This window comes from Paenibacillus sp. MAH-35 (genome assembly GCF_058135425.1).
Genome location: NZ_JBYUPU010000050.1, coordinates 22,967 through 47,246, shown reverse-complemented (window position 1 = coordinate 47,246; position 24,280 = coordinate 22,967). Strand labels below are relative to the sequence as shown.

The following is a 24,280-nucleotide window of genomic DNA, read 5'->3' as shown; positions in this document are numbered from 1 at the left end:
ATTTCAAATGTATATGTAAAGAAAATAATCGAGTTTAAAATGATGTTAAGTGGAATTTCGTTGGTAGCTCTAGTTATGACCTTTGTTGTAAGTATTATAATATTTCTTTATGTTGTTGTCCCTTTATCCCACATTGATATAGATTAAGGGGAGCTTTCGCTCCCCTCATTTTATTCCCACGAGGCACTATTACTTACTGTTACCATACTTTGAACACTGCGGGCTCCGAAAATTCCATTGCCATGCCACGAGATGACGTTACCATCTGACTTTTTAGCTCGGAAGGAGGAAGAACCCCCACCATCTAGAAGTAGCGAAGCATGACTAACACATCCCAGTCTAGTCATAATTAACCGAGTATACCAAGGAGTACATTGGTCTACAGTAACTAACAACATTTTACCTCCGGTTTTGTACCCGATTGCTGTACGAGGGCGCAAAGCAGGCTCGGTATTATTATCAGGGCCAACCATATCGTTGATTCCTGCAGCTCCCTCGTTGTTACGGATTGCAGCATAATACTCAGATTTGGTTAGTGGCTGGTCGCAATGAAGACTAATACCGCCGATCGCCCACTTGAAATTACTAATTGCTGCTTTATCTGTAGCGTGGGCTACAATTGATTTGTCTAGAATACCATTATTATACATGAATATTGTACCACGATTTCTACTACCTTGTAGTCCATTCGAGCCACCGTAATTCTTTAAAACCAATCCATTTTGTATAGCTACTCCAAGTAAGTCTTTGTTATCAGGGTTAAAGAAAGTTCCATTAACACCGTATTTTCCAGAGTTAGGGACTGTTAAATTACCAATATTTTCCACATTGATATCTGCCAAATCACATTCGATGTAAGCAACCGAAAAAGAATAAGGGGTATCAGGAAAGTTGTGCATTACTTCACTACGATACTTTGCAATTCCCATATTAGTCACTCCGAATTATTTTTTTCCAAGGGGGGCCAGCAACAAAATTTTACCCCTAAAACTCCGTTGCTGCCTTGGTACTTAATAAAAGTGACTTTCTTAAGCTGAAAAACAACCATATATCGAAAAAAATAAATATGTATCGATTTGTTGGATATCTTGGGACTCTGCTCTATTTAGTAGATTCGGATAAGCTAGTTTGTGACCTCAGCCAGACTGATTCTCTACAATAAGTCCTAACTATCTGAAAAAAACAAAAAACCTCCTTAACCAGACACATAGTCGGAAAGGAGGTTTCGTGTTTAATAAGATATTGCCACGAGAAGCGGAGGGCAGGACGATCTGCGCCATCTACTGCAACAGGTGCCGGTACGGCGAATAATCGATGCCGTTTTTCTCCAAAAACGAAATCAAACTCTTATGGTCCCGCTTCGGGGTCGCGAGGATGTAGCCTTCGATGCAGTGCTCTTCCGTTACTTCGCTAGCGCCTTTCTCCAGAGCGACTTGGCCGATGCGGGCTGCGATCGAATGGCGGGCGATGTCGCGGAACGGGCCGGGCACCGGGGAGACCAGCTTTTCCAGGAACGATTTGGAATCGTCCGTCCACAGGTGGCGGGATGATTCGACGTAATGGTTCTGCCAGTCCAGCTTGGACTTGCCGTCGGCTTTGGGCAATACTTTCATAAATTTACGAAACATGAAAAATCCGCCTACCGACATGAAAAGCAGCAGCACAAATCCCCAAAATATGAGAAACAGCATGAAATTATCCGAAGGCATTGTTCATTCTCCTTGAAGAACTGGTGTTATTGGAATTATACCCTATTCGTAGATTTATTTGAAGTTTCTTAGTACAATAGGGAAAGCAAATGCAAAGGAGTCGAAGAAGATGTTGAAAATCGGATCTCATGTTTCTTTTTCCGACAAAGGGCTGTTGAACGCGGCGCAAGAGGCCGAATCTTATGGTTCCAGCACGTTCATGATCTATACCGGGGCTCCGCAAAATACTAGACGCAAACCGATCGAGGAGCAATATATTGAAGAAGGCAAGGCGCTTATGGAGAAAAACGGCATCGGCGAAATTATCGTCCACGCGCCTTATATTATTAATTTGGGTTCTTACAAAGAAGATACGTTTGAGCTCGCGGTCCGCTTCCTGCAGGACGAGATTCGCCGTACCGATTATTTGGGCGTGCGCAATATCGTGCTTCATCCGGGCGCGTATACGGACAAAGATGCGGAGTACGGCATCGCCCGTATCGCCGAAGGCCTGAACGCAGTGCTCAGCGGCACGAAAGACACGAACGTTAACATTGCGCTGGAGACGATGGCGGGCAAAGGCTCGGAGATCGGGCGCTCGTTCGAAGAGCTTGCGCAAATTATGGATAAAGTTGAAGACAACAGCCGACTGACCGTTTGCCTGGACACCTGCCACGTTCATGATGCAGGTTACGACATTGTGGACGATTTTGACGGCGTTTTGAATCATTTCGACAAAACCGTCGGCCTTGACCGTCTGGCCGTCATCCACCTGAACGACAGCAAAAACGTCCGGGGAGCCGGCAAAGACCGCCATGCACCGGTAGGCGCAGGCCTGATCGGCTATAAAGCGATGAATTACATCGTGCACCACGACAGCCTGCAGCATCTGCCGATGATTCTCGAGACGCCGTGGATCGGCAAAGAGGACAAAACCGTCCGTCCGATGTACGAAGCGGAAATCGCGCTGCTTCGCGGCGATTTGAACGGGCGTTTCGGAGCCGAGTTCCTCGATCATCTCGAGCGTTTGCACCATTATTTCGGCAAGCAGGAAGTCAACCACCGCGACTTTGTCGTGTCGACCTGGGATGTGCTCAAAAACGACGCGAAAGCGAAAAAAGCCGACCCGCGCGAGCCGATGGAACGTCTGTACGATATGGTGCTTGAGAGCAAGCTGTTCCCGGATTTGAGCGAGGAGCAGATCAATCACCGCATTACTGTCTGGCTGGCCGGCAAGGAAATACTGGCAGCCGTCTAAGAGAGGTCCGCTTGCGGCAAATGCGACGGACGACGGACGGAAGCGGCGGACAAGCGGCAGGATCGAATGTCCGTCTACCACTACTACCTACGGGTCTGACCGACCGGCGAAAATGCGTCGGACAGGCTCCTATGTTACGAGAGGAACGAGAGAAGGCAGATGAGTCCCTTAGTTACACCACCGAACCGGCAGCGTTCCGACCGCCATCAAGACCGGGCGCGGATGCTCATATCTTGTCCCGACCGCCCGGGTATTGTGGCGGCGGTATCGCAGTTTTTGGCCAAACACGGCGCGAACATCGTCCAGTCGGACCAATATACGATGGACCCGGAAGGCGGCATGTTTTTCATCCGGATCGAGTTTGACCTCCCGCAGCTTGAAGTGAATCTGGAGAAGCTTAAACAGGATTTCGCGGGGACGACGGCAGCCGAATTCTCGATGAAGTGGCGAGTTACGCAAGCCGGCCGCAAGCAAAGCATCGCCGTGTTCGTATCGAAGGAGGACCATTGCCTGCTCGAGCTGTTATGGCAATGGAAATCCGGGGACCTGTATGCGGATATTGCGATGGTCGTCAGCAATCACCCGGATATGCGCGACACGGTCGAATCGTTCGGCATTCCGTACCACCATATCCCGGTTACGGCCGATACGAAAAAGGAAGCGGAAGCGAAGCAGTTGGAAGTGACGCAGGGCGTCGATGCGATCGTGCTGGCACGATATATGCAGATCATCTCGCCTTCGTTTATCGAGCATTACCCGAACCGGATCATCAACATCCACCATTCGTTTCTGCCGGCGTTCGTCGGCGGCAAGCCTTATGCCCAAGCGTATGAGCGCGGTGTGAAAATTATCGGCGCGACTGCGCATTACGTGACTGAAGAGCTGGACGGAGGCCCGATTATCGAGCAGGACGTGCAGCGGGTCAGCCATCGAGACAATGTGGAGGCGCTCAAGCGGATCGGCCGGCATATCGAGCGGATCGTGCTGGCGCGGGCGGTGTCGTGGCATGTGGAAGACCGTATTTTGACTCACCAGAACAAAACCGTCGTCTTTAATTGACGACGAATATAGACAACCCGCCTGATGCCGGTTATGGCAGCAAGCGGGTTGTTTTTTATGAGCAAAGTTCCAAGGAAGCTGAATCCTTACTGCTGGTCTTCTGGCAAGAAAAGCTACCTTTTACGCTTAATGGACATGAATGCAGCTTAGAACGGCAAAACGGGACGCGGAGGCAGCTAACGGACATAATGAACGCTTACAACTGCATAATTAGCGAAATCGTGGAAAAATCGCACGATAGGTGTACGGATGACCGTTACAGCGAAAAAAGGCTGAAATGGGGCGGATAAGAGGCTCTGATGTCCATTACAGAAATTGGACTGTTTCGTCTCTGTGACATCCTGTGCGGCAACTCTCTCCCTCAATAACAGAAGCTTCAAGCAGCGAATCAATGCAGCCGCTGCTCTTGAAACGTCCACTCCACTGCGACGCAAATTTTTTTTATACTTTCCAAGTAAACGTGCAAATTCCGCTGAGGGGACCTAAGCGGGCATATAGACGGCTCAGCAAGGATGAACACTAATTACCCTGCCGATGCTGGAAAACGCTTCCGTATCCTCTAGTATCCTATAAGAGTTGCTTATAAAATTGGCCGATTTTAGCCGTGAAAATGAGCTGAGACCCGGTCCGCTGAACGATTGGCGAGGAATGTTCTGTTTGAAAACCGATATAGATGGTTAAAGAGTTAAGTGCCTATTGGAAGAGAAACACGGTAATCCGGACTGTATGATAACCGTCTCTTCAAGGCTGTCTCTTATTTATAAATAAAATTTATAATTAGGAGCGGTAACACATTCATTTTCAAAGGGAGGATGCAGATGAAAGCGATCAGAACGAACGGGAGATGGAGTCTGGCGGTAGTCCTTGTACTGCTCACGATCATGTTGGCCGCGTGCGGGGGGACGGGCGGGACTACACCCGCAGGAGGAGACCCGGATCAACCCGGCGCTGCCGCACCGGAAGGCAAGAAGCTGGTCGTCGGGACCGATACGAGTTTTGTGCCGTTTGAATTCCGCAATGAGCAGACGGGGAAATACGAAGGATTCGATATTGATTTATGGGCGGCCATCGCCAAGGAACTGAAACTGGAGTACGAGCTGAAGCCGATGGATTTCAACGGGCTGATTCCGGCGTTGCAGTCGGGAAGCATCGATGCCGCTCTGGCCGGCATGACGATTAAGGAGGAGCGGAAGCAGCAGGTCGATTTCGCTTTGCCGTACTACGATGCGGGGCTGCTCGTACTTGTCCGATCGGATGAAACCGAGATTAAGGGTGTCGGCGACTTGAAAGGGAAGGTGGTCGCGAGCAAATCCGGTACAACCAGCTACGACTACGCGAAGGCCATTGAAGGAGTGAAGGAGGTCAAGCCTTTCCCGAATATAGATGGCGCTTACATGGAATTGATCAATAAGGGTGTTGATGCCGTTGTGTTTGATTCCCCGAACATTTTGTATTTTGCAAAGGTGAAGGGGGCAGGCAAAGTAAAGCCGGTGGGCGAGCTGCTTGAGGGGCAGCAATACGGGATCGCTTTCCCGAAAGGAAGCGCTCTCGTAAAACGGGTTGATGAGGCGCTGCAAACGTTGTTTAAAAATGGTACCTACGAGACGCTTTACGAAAAGTGGTTCGGTCAGAAACCTGCCAAAATGCCGGGCTCGTAAATAGATGCGAAGTGCGGAACCAGCGCTTAAGATTGTCAGCCTTCGCATCACGGTCGGAGGAAAGGGGGAAAAGACTTGCAGTTCAACTGGAGCGGTGCGGCCCAATCGTTGCCGTTTTTGCTGGAAGGGTTAAAAATTACGCTGCTCATTGCCGTGTTTGGCCTTATCTTCGGGTTTATGGTCGGATTGATTGCCGGACTGGGGAGAACGTCCCGTAATAAAGCGATATACGGTCTTGCTACGGTTTATGTGGAGATGATCCGGGGCACGCCGATTCTCGTTCAGGCGTTATGGCTGTACTTCGGACTTAATCAGGTGCTTGTACAAACGGTAGGATGGCGGATCCCCGGTGATATTGCCGGCATTATCGTAATCGCCATTAATGCGGGGGCTTACATAGCGGAAATTGTAAGAGGCTCCATTCAATCGGTCGAGAAGGGACAAGAAGAGGCGGGACGGTCGCTTGGTTTAACCCGCTTTCAGACGTTCGTTCATATCATCTACCCCCAAGCGTTTAAACGAATGATCCCGCCGCTCGGCAATCAGTTTATTATCAGCCTGAAGGATACGTCCCTGCTGTCCGTTATTTCGGTCGGGGAGCTGATGCGCAACGGTCAGGAGGTCGTGGCCAGCAGCTTTAACGCGCTGGAGATTTATACGATGGTGGCCGCGATGTATTTGCTGCTGACCTTGACGCTGTCCTTTCTGCTGAAGCGGATCGAAAGGAGGCTCGACGTCCATCATGATAGAAGTCCAAAATCTGCACAAGTCGTTCGGCCAGCTCGAGGTGCTTAAAGGAATCGATTGCCGGATCGAGGAGCGGGAAGTAGTGTGCATCATCGGGCCGTCAGGATCGGGGAAAAGTACGTTTCTCCGATGTCTGAACTTGCTGGAGAGCGTAACGAGCGGCCAGGTGATTGTAGACGGCCACGATCTGACCGATCCGGGCACGGATATCAATCAGGTGCGGGAAGAAGTCGGCATGGTTTTTCAACGGTTTAATCTGTTTCCTCATTTAACGGTAATGGATAACATAACGCTGGCCCCGAGGAAGGTGAGGAAGAAGTCCAAGGAGGAGGCCCGCCAATCGGCGCTGGTCTTGCTCGATAAAGTCGGGCTTCGCGAGAAAGCGGATGTGTATCCCGGCAAGCTGTCAGGCGGGCAAATGCAGCGTGTGGCGATCGCCCGTGCGCTTGCGATGAACCCAAAGGTGATGCTGTTCGACGAGCCGACCTCAGCGCTCGATCCCGAGCTCGTAGGCGAGGTGCTGGCCGTCATGAAGGATTTGGCCGCGGAAGGCATGACGATGGCAGTCGTCACCCACGAGATGGGTTTTGCCAAAGAAGCCGGCGATCGTGTCTTGTTTATGGATCAGGGGATTATTATGGAGGAAGGCGAGCCAAGCCGCTTGTTCGAGGACCCGCAAAACGAGCGGACCCGCGAATTTCTTAGCAAGGTGATTTCGTAGTTTAATTAGCAAAAACGGATGACCCCGGATCTTTGTTGAACGGGGTTATTCGTGTTGTTAATGGTTAAAGGACTTAATATGTAACCAAAGGGATCTCTGGATAGGTGGTGAGATAAGAGAAAGAGGATTTGTTCTTTTCCATTTAGAAGGAAATGAAAGGAAAATGTGGAATATAATTTGGATAAAGGAGTGTAGATTATTTGCTTTGGAGGGAAAACGATAAGATGAAACGTATAGTTACTGCCATCGTTCTGTTATTCCAGCTTATTTGGCTGTCGGCTGTAGGGGCAGAACCGTCTATCATTCGCAATTCCGATTCTGATAATTGGGATAAACCTGCTGCCGTTTCGTTTGAGGCGTTCAAAACCAGTACGGATGTGTTCGCCGCAGCCGCCCGATTCGAGTGGACGGACCGGCAGCTCTCTTCTATTAAGCATGAGCATTATATCCGTTTTCCTGCATTTGAGTTTCGATCGGATCGGCCCGACGAGTTGGAGCCTCAAGCGATTTTCACGAACGTTCCGGCAGCAAAATTCGAGAGGGTTCCGGAGAATAGTTCGGAAGGTTATCGGATCAAAGCGACGATTTGGGATCCGGAGCAGCTTCGTGCGGACACACCTTATTTTGTCCGAACATTTTGGAAACGATCGGGGAACGATGAGACGCACCAGGTGACGATAGAATCGCTGCAAAGATTCGCCCAGCCGAATGGCTCTGTAAATGATTTGCCAGACACTAGCGATAAAATATCGAGCGTATCCTGGAACAATTCGCAGGAGGTACAGTGGCCCACTGAACGGTACACATCAGAAGATCCGGTCATTCGGTACTATGGACCGCAGAAGAAACCGACAGCAGCCAAAATCAAGAGCGATGCCGCTTATATAAACTCCAAAGAAGCGCTCAAACAATACAGAAACAACGCGAACTCAAAATCGGATACTATACCGGAACAGTATGCCCAGTTTGCAATTACATTTGACCGTAAAGATGTAAGTAATATGATTGAACGTTTAATTACAGATTATGGAATAGAAATCACCCAAATATACGCAACAGCGGTTGGGTATGATGATAAGCTATATACAATAAGTTGGTTTGGTTCCGACTATAAAAATCCGCCTGAGTTCGGATCTGAGGTGCGCTTTAAATCATTCTATATCACCGAGCTGGAAGGTTATGCTCACGGAAGCGACCTATTAGAGATACAAGATTTTTTAGACAACGGCATCATCGAATGGACGGATAAGCGGGGTTATAATCCAACCGGAATCAAAACCTGGCTCGAACGCTTTGGGAGAAATTAGTAATTAAACCTTCATTTTGTAACGAAACACAACCTTCGATCTTCGCTAACAATGCGGATATAGGAGGTTGTGATTTTTTTGCCTAGCATTTTAGAATGAAGTGCAGGGTCCCCAAAAAAGTACCTATCAATTAACGGTGCAGACCGCTTGGAAAACATTATGCAATGAACACATGTATATCCCGTGTTAAGATGAGAAAACCGCATGGAGGACGGCTGGTCGGCAAGACGGTCGGAGCTTTTCATGAGGAATACGGACAGGCCGAAGCTTCATTGTGAAGCGCGGGGGAACCCAGATCCACCGGGGTGAAGCCAACGTTTGTTGGCCGGGTGATTGCTCTTTGACCCGAATCCGTCAGCTAACCTCGCAGGCCGCAAAAAGGAGAGGATGGTTTACATGCGTTTCAAAAAGACAGTAATGGCCGGGGTACTTGCACTCAGCGTAGTTGCCGGAACAAGTTCCGCTTTCGCCGCAACTTCGTACACGGTGAATCATAGCGACACGATGTGGAAAATATCGCAGCGTTACGGGGTCAGCCTGCAGTCGCTCATCCAGGCGAACCCGCACGTGGCGAATCCGAATATAGTATGGCCGGGGATGAAGCTCGTTATCCCGGGGACAGGTTCGTGGTACGGAGGCGGGAATGGCAGCGGGGACGGAAACGGCGGCGGAACAGGACAAGGCACCGGTTCCGGAGCGGATACTTCGACTCCGTATGCCGACCAAGTAGTGACCCTGGTCAACCAGGAACGCGCCAAAGCGGGATTGAAGCCGCTCGCGAACGATCCGGCACTGACGGCGATGGCGATGGACAAAGCGAAAGATATGTACAACAACAACTATTTTGATCACAACTCGCCGACTTACGGTTCGCCGTTCGATATGATGCGTTCTTACGGAATCCGTTACACATATGCCGGCGAAAATATCGCCAAAGGCCAGCGCAATCCGCAGGAAGTGATGAACGCCTGGATGAACAGCCCGGGTCACCGTCAAAATATTATGAGCCCGAACTTCACGAAGATCGGCGTCGCGTATTATAACGGCGAATGGGTGCAGGAGTTTATTGCGAACTAATACAAGGTCATTTTCTATTGGGAATGTACAATGTTTTGGCAGTATGCCCTCACAGACAGCGCATGAACCAGTCATCGTTTTGTTACAATAAGAAACAGCCGGCGTTCCTTTGAAGGACGGAAGAAGCGTCGTGTTTACAAAATTAAAAAAACGTCAATTCCCCCGGAAGTTACGGACATGCCTGCAGGAGCTGTCCTTTCATCCGGGGGAGTTTTGTAAATCGACACCGCATTTTGCCTTGGTTCTGTGGCAAACAAGCAAATCAAGTGGTACAATAATGCAAGCGACTGAAAGTGTCCGCTGGACGAAGAAGGGGGTTCGCGCAGGGTAGACACCCGGCACGCGGCGAATACCGATTTTTGGGAGGAATGGAACGATGACGTCTCAAACGAAATCGATTGATCAATTGGCGATCGATACGATCCGCACGCTGTCTATTGATGCGGTGCAAAAAGCGAATTCGGGGCACCCCGGCATGCCGATGGGAGCAGCTCCGATGGGATACGCGCTCTACGCTAACCTGATGAAACATAATCCGGCCAATCCGGAATGGATCGACCGCGACCGTTTTGTTCTGTCGGCAGGGCACGGCTCGATGCTGCTTTACAGCCTGCTTCATCTAAGCGGCTACGATTTGTCTATGGAAGATTTGCAAAATTTCCGTCAATGGGGCAGCAAGACGCCGGGTCATCCGGAGTACGGCCACACGGCGGGCGTAGACGCAACGACCGGTCCGCTCGGACAAGGGTTTGCAAGCGCCGTCGGTATGGCGATGGCTGAAGCTCATATGGCGGCTACTTATAACCGTGACGATATGAACATTATCGATCACTATACATATGTTATTTGCGGCGACGGAGACCTGATGGAGGGGATCTCCAGCGAAGCGGCTTCGCTTGCCGGCCATCTGCAGCTCGGCAAAATGATCGTCCTGTACGATTCGAACGATATATCGCTGGACGGCGAGCTGAACTTGTCGTTCTCCGAAAATGCAAAAGCCCGCTTCGAAGGCTACAACTGGCACTATGTCCGCGTCGAGGACGGCAACGATCTGGCCGCGATCAATGCGGCTGTAAGGGAAGCGCAGCAGGACCCGCGTCCTTCGCTGATTGAAGTGAAAACTGTAATCGGCTACGGAAGCCCGAACAAAGCCGGTAAAGGCGGTCATGTGGGACCTCACGGATCACCGCTCGGCGTAGACGAGGTCGCGCTCACCAAGAAAGCTTACGAGTGGCCGGAAGATCAACATTTCCACGTCCCTTCGGAAGTTGCTGCGCATTTTGCCCGTCTGAAATCGCAAGGCGAGCAGGCAGAGCTGGCTTGGAACGAGCTATTCGCCAAATACGAGAAGGCGTATCCGGAACTGGCCAAGCAATTTAAGGCAGCCGTAGCCGGCGAGCTTCCGGAAGGCTGGGATGCCGATCTTCCGACCTACAGCCCGGCGGATAAAGGGATCGGTACTCGTAACGCTTCCGGTAACGCAATCAACGCGTTCGCGTCCAAAATTCCGTCGTTCATCGGCGGCTCGGCCGACCTGGAATCTTCGACAATGACGCATATGAAAGGCCTCGGCCAGATGACCCGCAACGATTACAGCGGCCGCAACGTTTACTTCGGCGTACGCGAGTTCGCCATGGGGGCGGCGATGAACGGGATGGCGCTGCACAAAGGCGTTAAGCCTTACGGCGGCACGTTCTTCGTATTCTCCGACTATCTGCGTCCTGCCGTACGTTTAGCGGCGATCATGGATTTGCCGGTTACGTACGTCCTGACGCATGACAGCATCGGTGTCGGCGAAGACGGTCCGACTCACGAGCCGATCGAGCAATTGGCGGCGCTGCGCATCATTCCTAATGTCACGGTCATCCGTCCGGCCGATGCCAACGAGACGACGCAAGCATGGCGGTATGCGCTGGAAAATAAAAACGGACCGGTCGCGCTCGTACTGACCCGTCAAGCGGTACCGAATCTCGAGTCGACGTCCGAGAAGGCCCGCGAAGGCGTAGCCCGCGGAGCTTATGTCGTGTCCGAAGCGGAAGGCGGCTCGGCGCAGGCGATTATTCTGGCGACCGGCTCCGAAGTATCGCTTGCTGTCGAAGCTCAGAAGAAGCTGGCCGAAGACGGCGTGCGCGTACGCGTCGTCAGCATGCCGAGCTGGGAACTGTTCGAGAAGCAATCGAAAGAATACAAAGAATCGGTACTTCCGTCCGGCATAAAAGCCCGTCTTGCTGTTGAGATGGCGTACCCGCTCGGATGGGAGCGTTACGTCGGCGACGGCGGAGCGATTCTCGGCATCAGCACGTTCGGAGCTTCCGCGCCTGCGGCTAAAATTATCGCCGAGTACGGCTTTACGGTCGACAACGTGGCAGCCAAAGTTAAGGCGCTGCTGTAAGGAGAGCCGATGGTACGGACCTGTTGTCTTGCGTTTGTTATTCAGGTCTGCAATCTGAGATAAAGAAGGTGGATAAGAGCTCTCCGGAGCTCTTATTCTGAATTTATCGATGGGCACCTAGAACCAAGAAAAGCTGCCGGTTGCCCGGGTCATACGACATGGGAAGGGCCAGTCCGCTTTGGCAGGCAGTGGCATAGCGGGCCTGCCAACTCTCGTTTTCAATAAAATGGGTAATTCGACAAAAAAAGAGTCCCTGAGGGACCCTTATCTTGATCTTTTGTTGATTTTGTTGATCTTGCGTTCGTTTAAACTTGCAGCACACCATCCAACCAGGGAGAGTGAAACCAAGGTGTCTCAATTCGATCATGTCACAGTACTGAAAAAAGCTAACGTATACTTCGACGGCGGCGTTACGAGCCGTACGGTCGTATTTGCCGATGGTTCCAAAAAAACGTTAGGCGTCATGCTGCCGGGCCAATTTCAATTCACGACCGATGTCGTCGAGATTATGGAAATAACGGCCGGCGATCTTCTCGTCCTGCTGCCCGGAGAGACCGAATGGAAGCCTTTCACGGGCGGCATGCAGTTCGAGGTGCCGGCGGGCGCTACGTTTAAGGTGGACGTGAAAACGATCACCGATTACGTCTGCTCGTTCATCTCCGTCTCCTGAAGCTTGAGCTGAATATATTCCTCCAGCTTGATCCGGGTATGCGGAGGAAGTCCGGACAGCATACAGCCGTAACGGAATTCGGTGCCGTCCGAGATGACCCGGATAATCCGCGCCGTAATCGGCGGCAAGGCCGCATCCTGCGGAAAATGGATCACGACGAACATATCTTGCGCAAGCGGAAATGTGCTGGTCAATTGGAGGCCGCTGTCGGACAAGTCGTACAGCGTGCCTTCGATATTTTGACCGGAAAACGCCCCTTCGTGCTCCCATTGGTAGACGGACAGCAGAAGCCGGATGTTCATAGGGACCCGGACGCTGCGGCGACGCTCGATATTTAATTGCAGCTTCGGCAGCAGCTCCTCGGATGGAACTTCTTCCCGCTTACATACTTCGATCTTCTTGTCCATCCATTCTTCATAACACATCACGACAGCGCTTAGATCCTGATCGCCGAGCCCTTTGCTGAGGCCCATCTCGAAGACGCTTTTGGCCAGACCAAGGAGCGGAGCGGTCAATTGAAGCTGATCGGTGAGCTGCGAAGCGAGCCGCAAATCTTTATGCATCAGCTGCATCGAAAATTGGGTGGCGAAATCGCGATTCAACATTTTTGGGCCTTTTAGCTCAGCTTGCTTGCTGCCTGCACCGCCGGCCAGGACGATCTCGTAAAATTTTTCCAGGTCGATATTCGCCTTGGCGGCAAGCGCCATTCCTTCCACGAAGCCGATGGCGTTAATGCCGACCATCGTATTGTGGGCAAGCTTGGCATAGGAGCCCGATCCGGAAGGACCCATATAAACGATCCGGTTGCCCATCGCTTCGAATACGTCGCGGTGCTCATGAAGCGCTTCTTCCCGTCCGCCGACCATGAACAGAAGCGTGCCGCTCTCCGCTGCCGGCTTGCTGCCGGTTACCGGCGCATCCAGGAAGTCGACGGCCAGATCGGCCAGTTCGGCATACAGAGTCTTGCTCATATGCGGGGAAATGGTGCTGCAGTCGATCACCGTCATGCCGTGACGGATGCCTTCTATTATTCCATTCGGATCGTAGAACGTTTGCCGGAGTGCTATATCGTTGCTAAGCATCGTTATCAAGACGTCTGCGTCCCGCACCGCTTCGGCCGGAGTGGCGGCGTAATGGGCGCCTTGACGAACCAGCTCCGCCGTTTTTTCGGATGTACGGTTGTATACAGTCAATGAAAAGCCTTTGCGCAGCAGGTTGGCTGCCATGGGCAGTCCCATCGTTCCCAGGCCGATAAAGCCGATTTTTTTCATTATTTTCACCTCGAATGTTTGCAGAAGATGGTGCCTGGAGTGCTGCTGGACCTAGAACCATTGTAGCACTATCCGAAAGCTCTGTGAATGACCCACTACTTGCTTTTGCGCGGACAATTCAAGTATTCTATTGCTAATGAAAACCGAGGAGGGGTAAGGAAATGACTCAGAAACCAAAGCTTCAATTTGACTATAGCCGCGCTGCCGCATTCGTGCAGCAGCACGAAATCGAATATTTTCGCGAACCGGTACGTTTAGCCCATGAGCAGCTGCATAAGGGAACCGGAGCAGGATCGGACTACTTGGGATGGATCGATCTGCCTACGCAATACGATAAAGAGGAGTTTGCCCGCATCCAGGAAGCCGCCAAGCGGATTCAAGGGGATTCCGACGCGCTTGTCGTCATCGGGATCGGCGGGTCTTATCTGGGCGCGCGCGCAGCGATCGAGATGTTGTCGCATTCTTTTTATAACGTGCTTCCAAAAGAGAAACGCCATACGCCGGAAATCTATTTTGTCGGCAACAATATCAGCTCGACCTATGTCACCCATCTGATTCAACTGTTGGAAGGCAAAGACTTCTCGGTTAATGTTATCTCCAAATCCGGGACGACGACGGAGCCGGCTATCGCCTTCCGCATTTTCCGGGAGCTGCTGGAGCGCAAATACGGCAAGGAAGGCGCACGCAAACGGATCTACGCCACGACGGACCGCGAGAAGGGCGCCCTGAAGAAGCTGTCCGACGCGGAAGGCTACGAATCGTTCGTTATTCCGGACGACGTAGGCGGACGTTACTCCGTGCTGACGGCGGTAGGACTGCTGCCGATCGCAACGGCGGGAATCGACATCGGTTCGATGATGGAAGGCGCGGCCGACGCTTCCCGGGAGTTTGCCAACCCGGATCTGGACAGCAACGCCAGCTACCAGTATGCGGCCGTACGCAACGCCTTGTACCGCAAAGGCAAAGCGATCGAGATTCTCGTGAACTACGAGCCGTCGCTCCATTACGTTTCCGAGTGGTGGAAGCAGTTATACGGAGAAAGCGAAGGGAAAGACCAGAAGGGTATCTACCCGGCTTCTGTCGACTTCTCCGCCGATCTTCACTCGATGGGGCAGTTTATCCAGGAAGGCGCGCGCAACTTGTTCGAGACGGTTATCCAAGTAGCGGACGTACCGGAACAAATCGAAATCGGCACCGATCCGGAAAACCTCGACGGCTTGAACTTCCTGGCCGGTCAGACGATGGATTTCGTCAACAAAAAAGCGTTCCAGGGAACGATGCTGGCGCATACGGACGGCGGCGTGCCGAACCTGATCGTGACGATTCCGGATATTTCGGCGTACTCGTTCGGTTATATGGTTTATTTCTTCGAAAAAGCGTGCGGTATCAGCGGTTACTTGCTCGGCGTCAATCCGTTCGACCAGCCGGGCGTGGAAGCGTACAAGAAAAATATGTTCGCGCTGCTGGGCAAGCCCGGATATGAGAAGGAAAAGGCGGAGCTGGAAGCGCGCCTCGGCGAATAAGAGGGACAGGCGGCAGGCTGATGCTGCTGCTAGCGAAAGCATGAAGTGTGTGGGAGCGGGATTGTGCGGGTGTTGCCGCCGCCCGCTCTTTTGGCGCACATAACGGACGAGAGGAGGATTCGGATGAAGCTGGAACAATACCGGACCGTGCGGCGGCAAACGTCTGCCGAGATCGTCATCAAGAAGTCGCGGTTTATCGGTCATGTGAAGCCGGTCGAGAGCGAAGAGGAAGCGGTCGCGTTTATCGAGGAGATCAAGAAAGAGCATTGGTCGGCCACGCACAATTGTTCGGCTTATGTCGTAGGGGAACGGGATGAATTCCAGAAGCAATCCGACGACGGGGAGCCGAGCGGAACGGCAGGCAAGCCGATTCTTGAAGTGATCAAGCAGCAAGGGCTCAAAAACACGGTCGTCGTCGTGACCCGTTACTTCGGCGGCATTATGCTCGGAGCGGGCGGATTGATTCGCGCCTATACGGATGCCACTGTCGAAGGTTTGGCTGCGGCAGAGCCGCTTACGCTGGCGCTTCATCAGGAAGTGCGGGTCGAGATCGATTACACGTGGCACGGGAAAGTCGAGAACGGCCTTCGGGGCCGGGGCACGATGCTCGGAGAAACGTTTTTTACCGACAAGGTGACGATTGCGTGTTGGCCCCGCGCGAAAGAAGCGGAGGCATTTCTCGCCTGGATGACCGATCTGACGCAAGGTCAAGCCCGGCTTACGACCGGTACGGTAGAGTACCGGGAAGTTCAGGAGCAGGGAAGCGGAAGCGGTTGAGTTGGAGAAAAGCAAGTTATCTAAACGACGGGGAGGCAGGACGGATGTCATCCCGAATAGTCATCGTCTCAGGCGGTACGCTTGGAGACTGGGTGAGCGGGTATATTCAATCCGGCGACTTGCTCGTAGGAGCGGACCGGGGCGCGTTGTTTCTCGTGAGGAACGGCTACCGGCCGGCGCTAGCGCTAGGTGATTTCGACTCGGTGACGGCCGAGGAGCTGGACGAGATCCGGCAAGCAAGCGACGCCTTGATCGACTGCGATCCGGTGATGAAAGATTGGACCGATACTGAGATGGCGTTTAACTGGGCGCTGGATCGCCGGCCGGCTGGGATCGTACTGCTGGGGGCGCTTGGCAGCCGGTTCGATCATTCGCTCGCCAACGTCCATTTGCTGCGCAAAGGGCTGCAGCACGGAATTCCTTCCCTCATCGCGGATCGCCACAATGAACTGAGGCTGCTCGGACCCGGTCAGGCGACGGCGTTGCACAAAGGCCAGTTCGCCAACGTCTCCTTGCTTCCGCTCAGTGCGGAAGTAACCGGAATTACGCTGCAAGGTTTTCTGTATCCACTGACGGAAGCGACGTTATCGATCGGACAATCGCTGGGCATCAGCAACGTCATCGTTGAAGAGAGCGGGCATGTCTCGATCCGCGACGGCATGCTGCTGGTCATTCAGAGTAAAGACGAATAGCAGGCGACGGCTTGGACCGTAACCTGCTGTTTTTTACTTGATATAGAGAGTTCGGAGCTTGTTTTCCCATTGGGTCCAAGCTTCGGGAGCCCGGCCCCGTCTTCCGGGGTATCGGATACAGGCTGACTTTCAACCGTCTGCCTCGTGGTCCGGATCGCAGGATGGCTGTGTCCGCGACATATACTTGTCATACCTGTTGTCCACTTCTTTCGCCATCCGCCTGAAGAGCAACGTCTCTTCGACGATCGGGTCGCGCTCCATCTGCACGCGCACTTCGTACCGGGGGCTCAGCCGCCGAACCGCCGCTTCGTCAGGAGTCGTTTCCTCCATCTCCCCTTCGGTCAGGGCGTCCGCCAAGTTTTGCTCCAGTTGTTCGCTGTTCTTACCGCGCTGCTCCATAGTGATTCACCTCCGGATAAAAGATATCTGGAATGGTCCGCTTTACTTTTCCCGGTCCGTCAGGAAAGAATACATTCGTGTCATACCCGCCTGAATACGTCTGTGCTGTAAACGGTGTGCGATCATCGCGATGTACGGATAGGCGTAAGCAGATACAAAGAGGAGGAACCGGCCGCGGGCTCCGGTTCGGCGGCGATCGGGCCGAGCTTGTCGTAAAAGCGCAGCATCAGCGGACCGCCGGCGATTGCCCGCAAAATATCCGTCATATATTTGCCGTTAAACGAGACCCCCATTGTTTCTCCCGCTAAGGTCTCGATCGGCACCTCTTCCCTGACGTCGCCCACTTCGGCCGCTTGGCCGACTAACGCTGCGGATTGGGCAGAGACTGTATGCAAGAAAACGACACACCCTTCGCCGGACAGTAAAGTCACCCGCTCGATCGCCTGCAGCAGCTTCTCCGTATCGACCTTTAATTCGCAGCTGGGCCTTGCCGGCACCAGCTTGTCGATGGGAGGGTAAGAGCCGTGCAGAAGGGAGCAGCTTAGCGTCATATCCGCCGTGCGGAAGCGGATCAGCGATTCATCGGCATCGATCCGGCTCTCCCCGTGATCGTCTTGCAGCATTTTGGCCAGCTCGGCCATGCATCGTCCCGGGACGATCGCTTCGAACGGGGGAGTGTCGCTTGGTTGCTCGATCCGTGAGGCGGTGGAGGCGAAACGCACGCTGTCGGTGGCGACGAGCTTCAACTGCTCGCCGTCGGATCTGCACAATACTCCGGTGAGAATCGGCCGCGTCTCGGAGGCCGAGACGGCAAAAACGACTTGCCGGATCATCGACTTCAATACCGCATTTGGCAGCCGGAGCTGCAGCGTCGGCCGTCCGATTTCAGGCGCAGCCGGGTATTCCTCGCCATCTGTACCGCACAGGCGAAACAGCCCGCTGCCCGCGCGGATGCACAGCATGGACCGGTCGGTTCGTTCCAGCTCCACCGGTCCGGGAGGCAGCTTGCGCACGATGTCCGCGAACGTCCGGGCGGGTACGACGAGGCCGTTGTCTTCGGTTTCCCGCGGCAGACCGGGCATCGGAATGCGGATGTCGGTGCGGATGACCATCGGCGAGCTTCCTGCAAGCAGCGTGATGCCTTCCCGATGAATACGCAGCACCATACCGGCCAGGATGGGAAGCGGGCTGCTGGGCGGAACCGCCCGCGCCGTCTGCTGCAACGCATGAAGCAGCTCCGCTTGCGAGACTTCAATTTTCATAAATCCTCCTGCCGGTCCGTCTTCGCTGCGAAATGATTCGTAATCAGCTCCCGGATCCATTCCGACTTCGTCTGATTGCTTTCCCGGCACCGGTTCTCCAGCTCGGCCCATGCCGGTTCGGACAGTGTAAGCGACAGCTTGCGCGTCTGGCCGATCGCTTTGCGTCCGGCGCCTTCCCGGGGACCGCCGCGCGAGAACATGGCGCTGATCTGGCCTTCCTGTCGGGGGACGATTAATTTGATCTCTTCCTCGTTCAAATGCGGCTCACCGTTTTCTTTTTATTAGAATAAAGTAACTTCAATCATAATATTCGCTGATCTAAGCGTATCACAGTCTCGTGAAGCGGACAACTGTGTTCTTTTTAGCGGATTGGAGACTCTTATATTGTAAACGAGTCTGTGCTACGCATGATGTATTCAGCGTATCGGAACATGCCAGCCAACATCATTCCCTCCCACGCACCAACGTATGGGGTTGCACGTCAAAGGACCGTGTGAGCAACTTTACCGGACGGTTTTTCATAATAAACCGCTCCGCTTTCATCAGGAAACAATCATGATGATATCAGCCCCAGGAATAGGATGGATAAGGTATATTGGGATGTATCTAAAACGAGGTGGTGATGCGCGTTGGAATATGTACCTCCGAAGCATGTTGTAGCTGTTGGCGCGTTGGTCCAAAACGAAAGCGGGGAGGTGCTCCTGGTCCGGACACATTGGCGCTCCGATACGTGGGAGATGCCGGGAGGCTGCGTCGAGGCAGGGGAGCCGTTGGATGAAGCGGTAAAGCGGGAAGTGCGGGAGGAGACGGGAATCGTCATCCGTCCGCTCGGAGTAACAGGCGTTTATTACAATGCGACCAAGCAGGTGCTGGTTGTCGTCTTTCAAGCGGAATACGTCAGCGGCGACATCCGGATTCAGCCGGAGGAAATCGCGGAAGCGAGATATATCGGGTTGAACGAATCCAACATCGGCGATTACATCACACGTCCGCAGCAGCGATCCCGCACCCTCGACGCCATGAAAGCGAAAGCTTGGGTCCCTTACGAAACCTGGGAAGTAAACCCGGCCTACAACTTGTTATCCAGATTGCAGCACGGCGGCGGCTGAAGGCGAATTTCCCTCATACCAACAGGCCGTTATGACGGGAGCGCAGCGGCATCGAACAACCGGTTCAACTGTACGCTCCACCCGTAATTCAAACGCAAAGGGGGACGAACTGTGATTCGAAGGAAATTGTCGCAGATCGCGTCAATGGCCGGAAGCCGCGGCGGAGTGCCGCCATCTTTCGGAGAAGTGAATGTCCGGGGCGTGTCTATCGATTCGAGGACGATTCGTCCGGGCAATCTGTATGTCCCGATCGTCCGGATCAAGAACGGCCACGATTTTGTGGAAGAAGCGTTTGCCAAAGGAGCAGCCGCGTCGCTCTGGCAGCACGACCACCCGAATCCCCCGCCCGGCGTACCGCTTCTATTCGTCGACGATTGCACGGAGGCGCTGCAGCGTCTGGCCGCCGGCTACCGCAGCGAACTGCCGGCGAAGGTGATCGGCGTTACCGGAAGCAATGGCAAAACGACAACGAAAGATATGATCGAATCGATTCTCGGTACGATGTACAAGGTGCACAAAACAAAAGGTAATCTGAACAGCCAGATCGGCGTTCCGCTGACAATCTTGGAGATGGAGCCGGATACCGATGTCGCCGTCATTGAGATGGGAATGAGCGAACGCGGCCAGATCGGGCGGTTATCCCGGCTCGCCCAGCCGGATATTGCCGTCATTACGATGATTGGCGTATCGCACCTGTCTACCTTGGGCAGCCGGGAAGCGATAGCCGAAGCGAAGCTGGAGATTGCCGCCGGTCTTAGGGAAGGCGGGGTGCTTGTTTATAACGGGGACGAACGTTTGTTAGTTGAAGGCGCAAGCAGTCGGTTGCCACTCCCCCGCACCGTTCGTTTCGGAACGGACGCTTCCCACGATCTCGTGCCGGGTGAGGTTGGCGACGATCCCGGGGGAACCTGGTTCAAGCTCGACGACGCCTCGTATCGCATCCCGCTGCTCGGCCGGCATAACGTGAACAACGCCTTGGCGGCAATCGCTGCAGCGAGGCTGCTCGGCATTCCCAGGGAGCTTATAGCGGCAGGTTTGCAGGTTGCAAAAGTTACCGGGATGAGGATGGAAGTGCTGCATTCGTCTCTAGGCTATACGATCATTAACGATGCCTGGAACGCTAGTCCGGTTTCGATGAAGGCCGCGATCGAGACGTTCGAGCAGCTCGGCGGCGGCGGGAATAAAATTATGGCAGCCGGAGATATGCTTGAGCTCGGCGACCGGGCGGCGGAAGTTCATCGGGAAATCGGGCGGATGTTGAATCCCGAACGTATCCAATATGTCGTTACGATCGGAGAGCTTGGCGAAGAGATCGCCAAGGAAGCAGCGAAGGTGTATCCCCCGGGGCATGTGGCGGCGTTCAGAAGCAGGGAGGAGGCGGTCGGATGGATTCGGGAGATCGTGAAGCCGTCCGATGCCGTCCTCCTGAAAGCGTCTAGAGGAATGGGGCTGGAGAAAGCGGCGGATGCGCTGATGTAAAGGCCGCCTGGCCGGACGCTTGTTACCCAGGCTTGTTCTGTTGTTCGGCCGGGGAAGCGGGAGTCAGGGCAAACGGAACATACAGCAGCAGGAACAGGAAGAAGGCGGCCGCCTCGAGCGACAGCAAATACCACGGATACGGACCTAACCAATCGAGCAGGGAAGGCGTTTCCGGCTTGCCGGAAAGAAACATGTAGTTGCCGCCGGTGACCACATTGACGAACAGGATGACGGGGAGCAGCACGTTCAGAAATCCCATGGCAAGCAGCACCGAGCGGAAGGTCGGCCGGAAACGCTCGACCCAAACCATATAAAAAACGGCCAATAGAATCGCGATATGGGCGGCGAAAAATTCGAGAAACCGGAAATGAGGATAATCGTAATATAGCACCGGCGTCAACATCGCCTGCATCGCCCCTCCGATTCCTGTGAAGTAAGCGATTCCAAATAAAAACCGGCTTTTGAAAAGAAGCATGAATACGCATAAGTACAAGGTGATGCTGCAGAGCTCCAGCGGAAGCGTATCCTTGACGCTGTACACGTCCTCGGTCACATACCATACGTTTAGCGATAATTCCGACAAAGCGAGCACGCCGGCGAGAGCGTACCGGCCGTAACGGCTTCTGTTTCCGTACCGGAACCAGCGGCGCAATCCGTACAGCATCAAGAGCAGGACGACCAGAACGGCCAGCGCTCCCAGATGGGAAGCGGAATAAGCGGCAAATCCGGCCGGATCATTCGCATCCAGAAAACGGTTCATTAGCACCCCCCCTTGCTTCTTTCTAGCGGTTGTTGCTTTATTATAACCATGAAATCTCCGAATTTTCCAGATAAATCCCTTTGAAGGTCGCGATCTTGGCTGCGATGAAGCGCAAAAAAAGCGACCCGCAAGCAACGGGCCGCGGGTCGTAACATTTATATATGAAAAAAGGGGGTCGAGAATTAGTATAGCGCGTAAACATTAGAGAGAGATGAAAAACAGATTTCAGTTTGATTACAAATAAGGCGAGCCTTACTGGACGGGGCGATTATGCTCCTGAACGTCCGGAAATCTTTGTATCCCGGCGGCTGCGATGAAGCGCAAAAAAAGCGACCCGCAAGCAACGGGCCGCGGGTCGTAAACATTATATATGAAAAAAGGGGGTCGAGAATTAGTATAACGCCCGAACATTAGAGTTCCATGAAAATAACATTTCAATTTGATTACAAAATAAGAAGGGAGCCCGTACGTTTTACGTTTTGAATTTGTCGATTACGCTTCGCAGCTGCTGCGCCGTATCGTGCAAAGCGGTGGACGAGCGGACGATTTCTTCCATGGATGCGAGCTGCTCTTCCGAGCTGGCCGCGACTTGATGCGTGTACTCGGTCGCCTGCTTCGAGATGTGCGCCAGTTCGGCGATCGAGGCGCTTACCTCCTGCGAGCTCGCGGACATCTGCTCGGACGAGGCGGATACCTCCATAATCTGACGGGTTACCTCTTCGATCGAACCGACGATGCTCGTAAATAAACGGTCGACCGATTCGACGGTTTCGGACATGCCCTCCACTTCGCTGGCTCCCGTCTGCATCGTCTGGATCGCTTCGCGGGTCCCCGCCTGGATCGAATCGACGAGATCGTGGATCTGGACCGCAGCTTGTCGGGACTGCTCGGCGAGCTTGCGGATTTCACCGGATACGACGGCGAAGCCGCGGCCGTGTTCCCCGGCCCGGGCCGCTTCGATCGCCGCATTCAGAGCGAGCAGGTTCGTCTGTCCGGCGATGGTCGAGATGAGCGATGTAATCGATCCGATCTCGTCGGATAACCGGCCCAACCGTTCCATGGAGCCGGACGCGCTGTTGACGGCACCCTGAATGGCCGTCATCTGTCGTCTGTTGCCGCGCACCTGCTCGCTTCCCTGTTCGGCGAGCAAGTACGCCTGATTGGACGAATCGGCTGCGGTTACCGCCGACTCCGCGATCCGCTGGACACCCTGCGCCATCTCCTCCATCGCTTTGGCGCTTTCCTCCGAGCTCGTCAACTGCCGCTCGGTACCGGCCGCTACCTGCTCGATCGACATGGCGACGTGGCGGGCAGCTTCCGATGTCTGCTCCGATCCTCCGTGCAGCGTCTCGGCGTTCTCGGCGACGACGTCCGACGTCTCGCGGATGCGCCCGATCATCTCGCGGATATTGCCGATCATGACGCCGAAGTAGGCGGACAGCTCGCCGATCTCGTCCTTGCGCCGGATCGAGACCGATTCGGTCAGATCCCCGCCGGCCACTTTCTGAGTAATCCGGGTCAGTTCGCGAACCGGCCTGATGATCCATACGATGACGGCGATCATCATTGCCACGGCGATCGTCCCGGTGAGGAGGCCGACCAGCAAGCTGGTTCTCAGCTTGGCGTCCAGCTGATGCTGTACGTTCGCATAATCGAAATCAATACCCAAAATGGCCGTAACGCCGCCATTCTCATCGCGTATCGCACTCAAAATACTGACCCATGTCCCATAATCGTCGGAAAATACGTCGGATACCCCGATCTCGCCGCTCTCCGCCGCCCGGATCGCTTTCGTAAATGCCGGAGGCAGCTCGTACGGAGTGGAAGGCTGGAAGCCGGAATCGGCAAGCGATTTGTTCGCGAGCATGATCGTCATCGCGGTTTTGCCCCCGGATTCGATCGTTCCGGGATAGAGCAGATACGTATTGGCCACGCCGCCCGATCCGGTGTACAGGTCCATATAAGGTTGAATAAGGGCAATGCCCGGCTGTGCCAGATCGGCTTTTTTGTTGGTCTTGATAAAGTCTTTGAGCGAAGCGAACTTTCCGGCATGCTGCTCGACAGACTTGTGCACCATCTGCTGGTACTGTTTGAGCTCGTTATAATACTGATCCTTTTGCTGCAAATAAGAAATTGCGGCTTGTCCGGCCGTCATCAGCAGTGCGCACAGCGCGGCGAAAAAGCTCAGCTTGGCAATGATGCTCCGGCTCCAATGAGTAGACATGCTCGTTCCCCCTATATATGGATTTCCCTTCCGCCATCTCGGCATCCGGGTATACTTTTTATTCGACAAGAACCAACACAAAGTGAATAGTGCTAAAGCAGCAAAACGAGTGCTCGAATTTCATCTTGACTTGGAAGATTTCGTCTAGAAAAATGTCCCGTAATATTGTATAGTAGAAGGTAATACGGGTATGAAAGCGCGTTTCTG

The 24,280-nt window shown here is 53.6% G+C and carries 22 protein-coding genes and 1 riboswitch; of the genes, 14 read left to right on the top strand and 8 right to left on the bottom strand.

Going from position 1 to position 24,280, the window contains the following annotated elements:
- Window positions 1–170: 170 nt before the first annotated feature.
- Window positions 171–929: a phosphodiester glycosidase family protein gene (locus tag AC3Y2E_RS30745; RefSeq protein ID WP_379217122.1), complete on the bottom strand. Its 759-nt coding sequence runs from the start codon at window positions 927–929 to the stop codon at window positions 171–173.
- 351 nt (window positions 930–1,280) lie between these two features.
- The gene (locus AC3Y2E_RS30740) at window positions 1,281–1,709 is read right to left on the bottom strand and encodes a DUF2621 domain-containing protein (RefSeq protein WP_332075752.1); all 429 of its coding nucleotides are present in this window, start codon (window positions 1,707–1,709) and stop codon (window positions 1,281–1,283) included.
- Between the two features lie 109 nt (window positions 1,710–1,818).
- Between AC3Y2E_RS30740 and AC3Y2E_RS30735 the strand changes: the two genes are divergently transcribed.
- From AC3Y2E_RS30735 to ppnP, 9 genes are all read left to right on the top strand, one after another.
- The gene (locus AC3Y2E_RS30735; RefSeq protein ID WP_379217121.1) at window positions 1,819–2,946 is read left to right on the top strand and encodes a deoxyribonuclease IV; all 1,128 of its coding nucleotides are present in this window, start codon (window positions 1,819–1,821) and stop codon (window positions 2,944–2,946) included.
- Window positions 2,947–3,105: 159 nt separating this feature from the next.
- The gene (gene purU / locus AC3Y2E_RS30730; RefSeq protein ID WP_379217120.1) at window positions 3,106–4,005 is read left to right on the top strand and encodes a formyltetrahydrofolate deformylase; all 900 of its coding nucleotides are present in this window, start codon (window positions 3,106–3,108) and stop codon (window positions 4,003–4,005) included.
- Between the two features lie 818 nt (window positions 4,006–4,823).
- Window positions 4,824–5,663, top strand: a complete 840-nt coding sequence (gene glnH, locus AC3Y2E_RS30725) for a glutamine ABC transporter substrate-binding protein GlnH (protein WP_379217119.1) — start codon at window positions 4,824–4,826, stop codon at window positions 5,661–5,663.
- A 75-nt stretch (window positions 5,664–5,738) separates the two neighbouring features.
- On the top strand, window positions 5,739–6,458 hold the full coding sequence (locus AC3Y2E_RS30720; RefSeq protein ID WP_379217118.1) for an amino acid ABC transporter permease: 720 nt from the start codon (window positions 5,739–5,741) through the stop codon (window positions 6,456–6,458).
- Entirely contained in the window at window positions 6,406–7,131 is a 726-nt protein-coding gene (locus AC3Y2E_RS30715; RefSeq protein WP_379217117.1) for an amino acid ABC transporter ATP-binding protein, read from the top strand. Before AC3Y2E_RS30720 ends, AC3Y2E_RS30715 begins: the two co-directional genes overlap by 53 nt.
- Window positions 7,132–7,355: 224 nt before the next feature.
- Entirely contained in the window at window positions 7,356–8,438 is a 1,083-nt protein-coding gene (locus AC3Y2E_RS30710) for a hypothetical protein (protein WP_379217116.1), read from the top strand.
- 249 nt (window positions 8,439–8,687) lie between these two features.
- A riboswitch (cyclic di-AMP (ydaO/yuaA leader) is annotated at window positions 8,688–8,826 on the top strand.
- 8 nt (window positions 8,827–8,834) lie between these two features.
- Window positions 8,835–9,515: a CAP domain-containing protein gene (locus AC3Y2E_RS30705; RefSeq protein ID WP_379217115.1), complete on the top strand. Its 681-nt coding sequence runs from the start codon at window positions 8,835–8,837 to the stop codon at window positions 9,513–9,515.
- 376 nt (window positions 9,516–9,891) lie between these two features.
- On the top strand, window positions 9,892–11,907 hold the full coding sequence (gene tkt / locus AC3Y2E_RS30700) for a transketolase (RefSeq protein ID WP_379217114.1): 2,016 nt from the start codon (window positions 9,892–9,894) through the stop codon (window positions 11,905–11,907).
- A 349-nt stretch (window positions 11,908–12,256) separates the two neighbouring features.
- Window positions 12,257–12,577 carry a pyrimidine/purine nucleoside phosphorylase gene (ppnP, locus tag AC3Y2E_RS30695; RefSeq protein ID WP_379217113.1) on the top strand — a complete coding sequence of 107 codons (321 nt, stop codon included), beginning with the start codon at window positions 12,257–12,259 and terminating at the stop codon, window positions 12,575–12,577.
- Here the strand turns inward: ppnP and AC3Y2E_RS30690 are convergent.
- Window positions 12,547–13,848, bottom strand: coding sequence for an NAD(P)-binding domain-containing protein (locus tag AC3Y2E_RS30690; protein ID WP_379217112.1), 1,302 nt, complete (start codon window positions 13,846–13,848; stop codon window positions 12,547–12,549). The genes ppnP and AC3Y2E_RS30690 overlap by 31 nt on opposite strands.
- A gap of 161 nt (window positions 13,849–14,009) precedes the next feature.
- On the opposite strand from AC3Y2E_RS30690, the gene AC3Y2E_RS30685 reads away from it, so the two are divergent.
- The 3 genes from AC3Y2E_RS30685 (at window position 14,010) to AC3Y2E_RS30675 (ending at window position 16,840) form a co-directional block, all read left to right on the top strand.
- Entirely contained in the window at window positions 14,010–15,371 is a 1,362-nt protein-coding gene (locus AC3Y2E_RS30685) for a glucose-6-phosphate isomerase (RefSeq protein WP_379217111.1), read from the top strand.
- A gap of 123 nt (window positions 15,372–15,494) precedes the next feature.
- Window positions 15,495–16,148: a YigZ family protein gene (locus AC3Y2E_RS30680; RefSeq protein WP_379217110.1), complete on the top strand. Its 654-nt coding sequence runs from the start codon at window positions 15,495–15,497 to the stop codon at window positions 16,146–16,148.
- A 44-nt stretch (window positions 16,149–16,192) separates the two neighbouring features.
- The gene (locus tag AC3Y2E_RS30675) at window positions 16,193–16,840 is read left to right on the top strand and encodes a thiamine diphosphokinase (RefSeq protein WP_379217109.1); all 648 of its coding nucleotides are present in this window, start codon (window positions 16,193–16,195) and stop codon (window positions 16,838–16,840) included.
- A 129-nt stretch (window positions 16,841–16,969) separates the two neighbouring features.
- Here the strand turns inward: AC3Y2E_RS30675 and AC3Y2E_RS30670 are convergent, their stop codons facing one another.
- The 3 genes from AC3Y2E_RS30670 to AC3Y2E_RS30660 all read right to left on the bottom strand — a co-directional run bounded on the left by AC3Y2E_RS30670 (window position 16,970) and on the right by AC3Y2E_RS30660 (window position 18,758).
- The gene (locus AC3Y2E_RS30670; RefSeq protein ID WP_379217108.1) at window positions 16,970–17,239 is read right to left on the bottom strand and encodes a hypothetical protein; all 270 of its coding nucleotides are present in this window, start codon (window positions 17,237–17,239) and stop codon (window positions 16,970–16,972) included.
- Between the two features lie 122 nt (window positions 17,240–17,361).
- Window positions 17,362–18,501 (bottom strand): DNA polymerase III subunit beta, encoded by a 1,140-nt coding sequence (gene dnaN / locus AC3Y2E_RS30665; RefSeq protein ID WP_379217107.1) that lies wholly within the window; start codon window positions 18,499–18,501, stop codon window positions 17,362–17,364.
- Window positions 18,498–18,758 (bottom strand): ribbon-helix-helix protein, CopG family, encoded by a 261-nt coding sequence (locus AC3Y2E_RS30660; protein WP_379217106.1) that lies wholly within the window; start codon window positions 18,756–18,758, stop codon window positions 18,498–18,500. Before AC3Y2E_RS30660 ends, dnaN begins: the two co-directional genes overlap by 4 nt.
- Window positions 18,759–19,130: 372 nt before the next feature.
- On the opposite strand from AC3Y2E_RS30660, the gene AC3Y2E_RS30655 reads away from it, so the two are divergent.
- Window positions 19,131–19,610, top strand: a complete 480-nt coding sequence (locus AC3Y2E_RS30655; protein ID WP_379217105.1) for an NUDIX domain-containing protein — start codon at window positions 19,131–19,133, stop codon at window positions 19,608–19,610.
- Window positions 19,611–19,721: 111 nt separating this feature from the next.
- Complete coding sequence (locus AC3Y2E_RS30650) at window positions 19,722–21,089, top strand: UDP-N-acetylmuramoyl-tripeptide--D-alanyl-D-alanine ligase (RefSeq protein ID WP_379217104.1); 1,368 nt, start codon at window positions 19,722–19,724, stop codon at window positions 21,087–21,089.
- A 22-nt stretch (window positions 21,090–21,111) separates the two neighbouring features.
- On the opposite strand, the gene AC3Y2E_RS30645 is transcribed toward AC3Y2E_RS30650, so the two are convergent.
- Together AC3Y2E_RS30645 and AC3Y2E_RS30640 are read right to left on the bottom strand one after the other, a co-directional pair.
- Window positions 21,112–21,849 carry a YwaF family protein gene (locus tag AC3Y2E_RS30645; protein ID WP_379217103.1) on the bottom strand — a complete coding sequence of 246 codons (738 nt, stop codon included), beginning with the start codon at window positions 21,847–21,849 and terminating at the stop codon, window positions 21,112–21,114.
- Window positions 21,850–22,321: 472 nt separating this feature from the next.
- Window positions 22,322–24,073, bottom strand: coding sequence for a methyl-accepting chemotaxis protein (locus AC3Y2E_RS30640; protein WP_379217102.1), 1,752 nt, complete (start codon window positions 24,071–24,073; stop codon window positions 22,322–22,324).
- Window positions 24,074–24,280: the final 207 nt, after the last annotated feature.

Coding starts and splice junctions, on each gene's coding strand:
- AC3Y2E_RS30745 (WP_379217122.1), bottom strand. CDS start 929: ATGGGAATTGCAAAGTATCGTAGTGAAGTAATGCACAACTTTCCTGAT.
- AC3Y2E_RS30740 (WP_332075752.1), bottom strand. CDS start 1,709: ATGCCTTCGGATAATTTCATGCTGTTTCTCATATTTTGGGGATTTGTG.
- AC3Y2E_RS30735 (WP_379217121.1), top strand. CDS start 1,819: ATGTTGAAAATCGGATCTCATGTTTCTTTTTCCGACAAAGGGCTGTTG.
- purU (WP_379217120.1), top strand. CDS start 3,106: ATGAGTCCCTTAGTTACACCACCGAACCGGCAGCGTTCCGACCGCCAT.
- glnH (WP_379217119.1), top strand. CDS start 4,824: ATGAAAGCGATCAGAACGAACGGGAGATGGAGTCTGGCGGTAGTCCTT.
- AC3Y2E_RS30715 (WP_379217117.1), top strand. CDS start 6,406: ATGATAGAAGTCCAAAATCTGCACAAGTCGTTCGGCCAGCTCGAGGTG.
- AC3Y2E_RS30710 (WP_379217116.1), top strand. CDS start 7,356: ATGAAACGTATAGTTACTGCCATCGTTCTGTTATTCCAGCTTATTTGG.
- AC3Y2E_RS30705 (WP_379217115.1), top strand. CDS start 8,835: ATGCGTTTCAAAAAGACAGTAATGGCCGGGGTACTTGCACTCAGCGTA.
- tkt (WP_379217114.1), top strand. CDS start 9,892: ATGACGTCTCAAACGAAATCGATTGATCAATTGGCGATCGATACGATC.
- AC3Y2E_RS30690 (WP_379217112.1), bottom strand. CDS start 13,848: ATGAAAAAAATCGGCTTTATCGGCCTGGGAACGATGGGACTGCCCATG.
- AC3Y2E_RS30685 (WP_379217111.1), top strand. CDS start 14,010: ATGACTCAGAAACCAAAGCTTCAATTTGACTATAGCCGCGCTGCCGCA.
- AC3Y2E_RS30680 (WP_379217110.1), top strand. CDS start 15,495: ATGAAGCTGGAACAATACCGGACCGTGCGGCGGCAAACGTCTGCCGAG.
- AC3Y2E_RS30675 (WP_379217109.1), top strand. CDS start 16,193: ATGTCATCCCGAATAGTCATCGTCTCAGGCGGTACGCTTGGAGACTGG.
- AC3Y2E_RS30670 (WP_379217108.1), bottom strand. CDS start 17,239: ATGGAGCAGCGCGGTAAGAACAGCGAACAACTGGAGCAAAACTTGGCG.
- dnaN (WP_379217107.1), bottom strand. CDS start 18,501: ATGAAAATTGAAGTCTCGCAAGCGGAGCTGCTTCATGCGTTGCAGCAG.
- AC3Y2E_RS30645 (WP_379217103.1), bottom strand. CDS start 21,849: ATGAACCGTTTTCTGGATGCGAATGATCCGGCCGGATTTGCCGCTTAT.
- AC3Y2E_RS30640 (WP_379217102.1), bottom strand. CDS start 24,073: ATGTCTACTCATTGGAGCCGGAGCATCATTGCCAAGCTGAGCTTTTTC.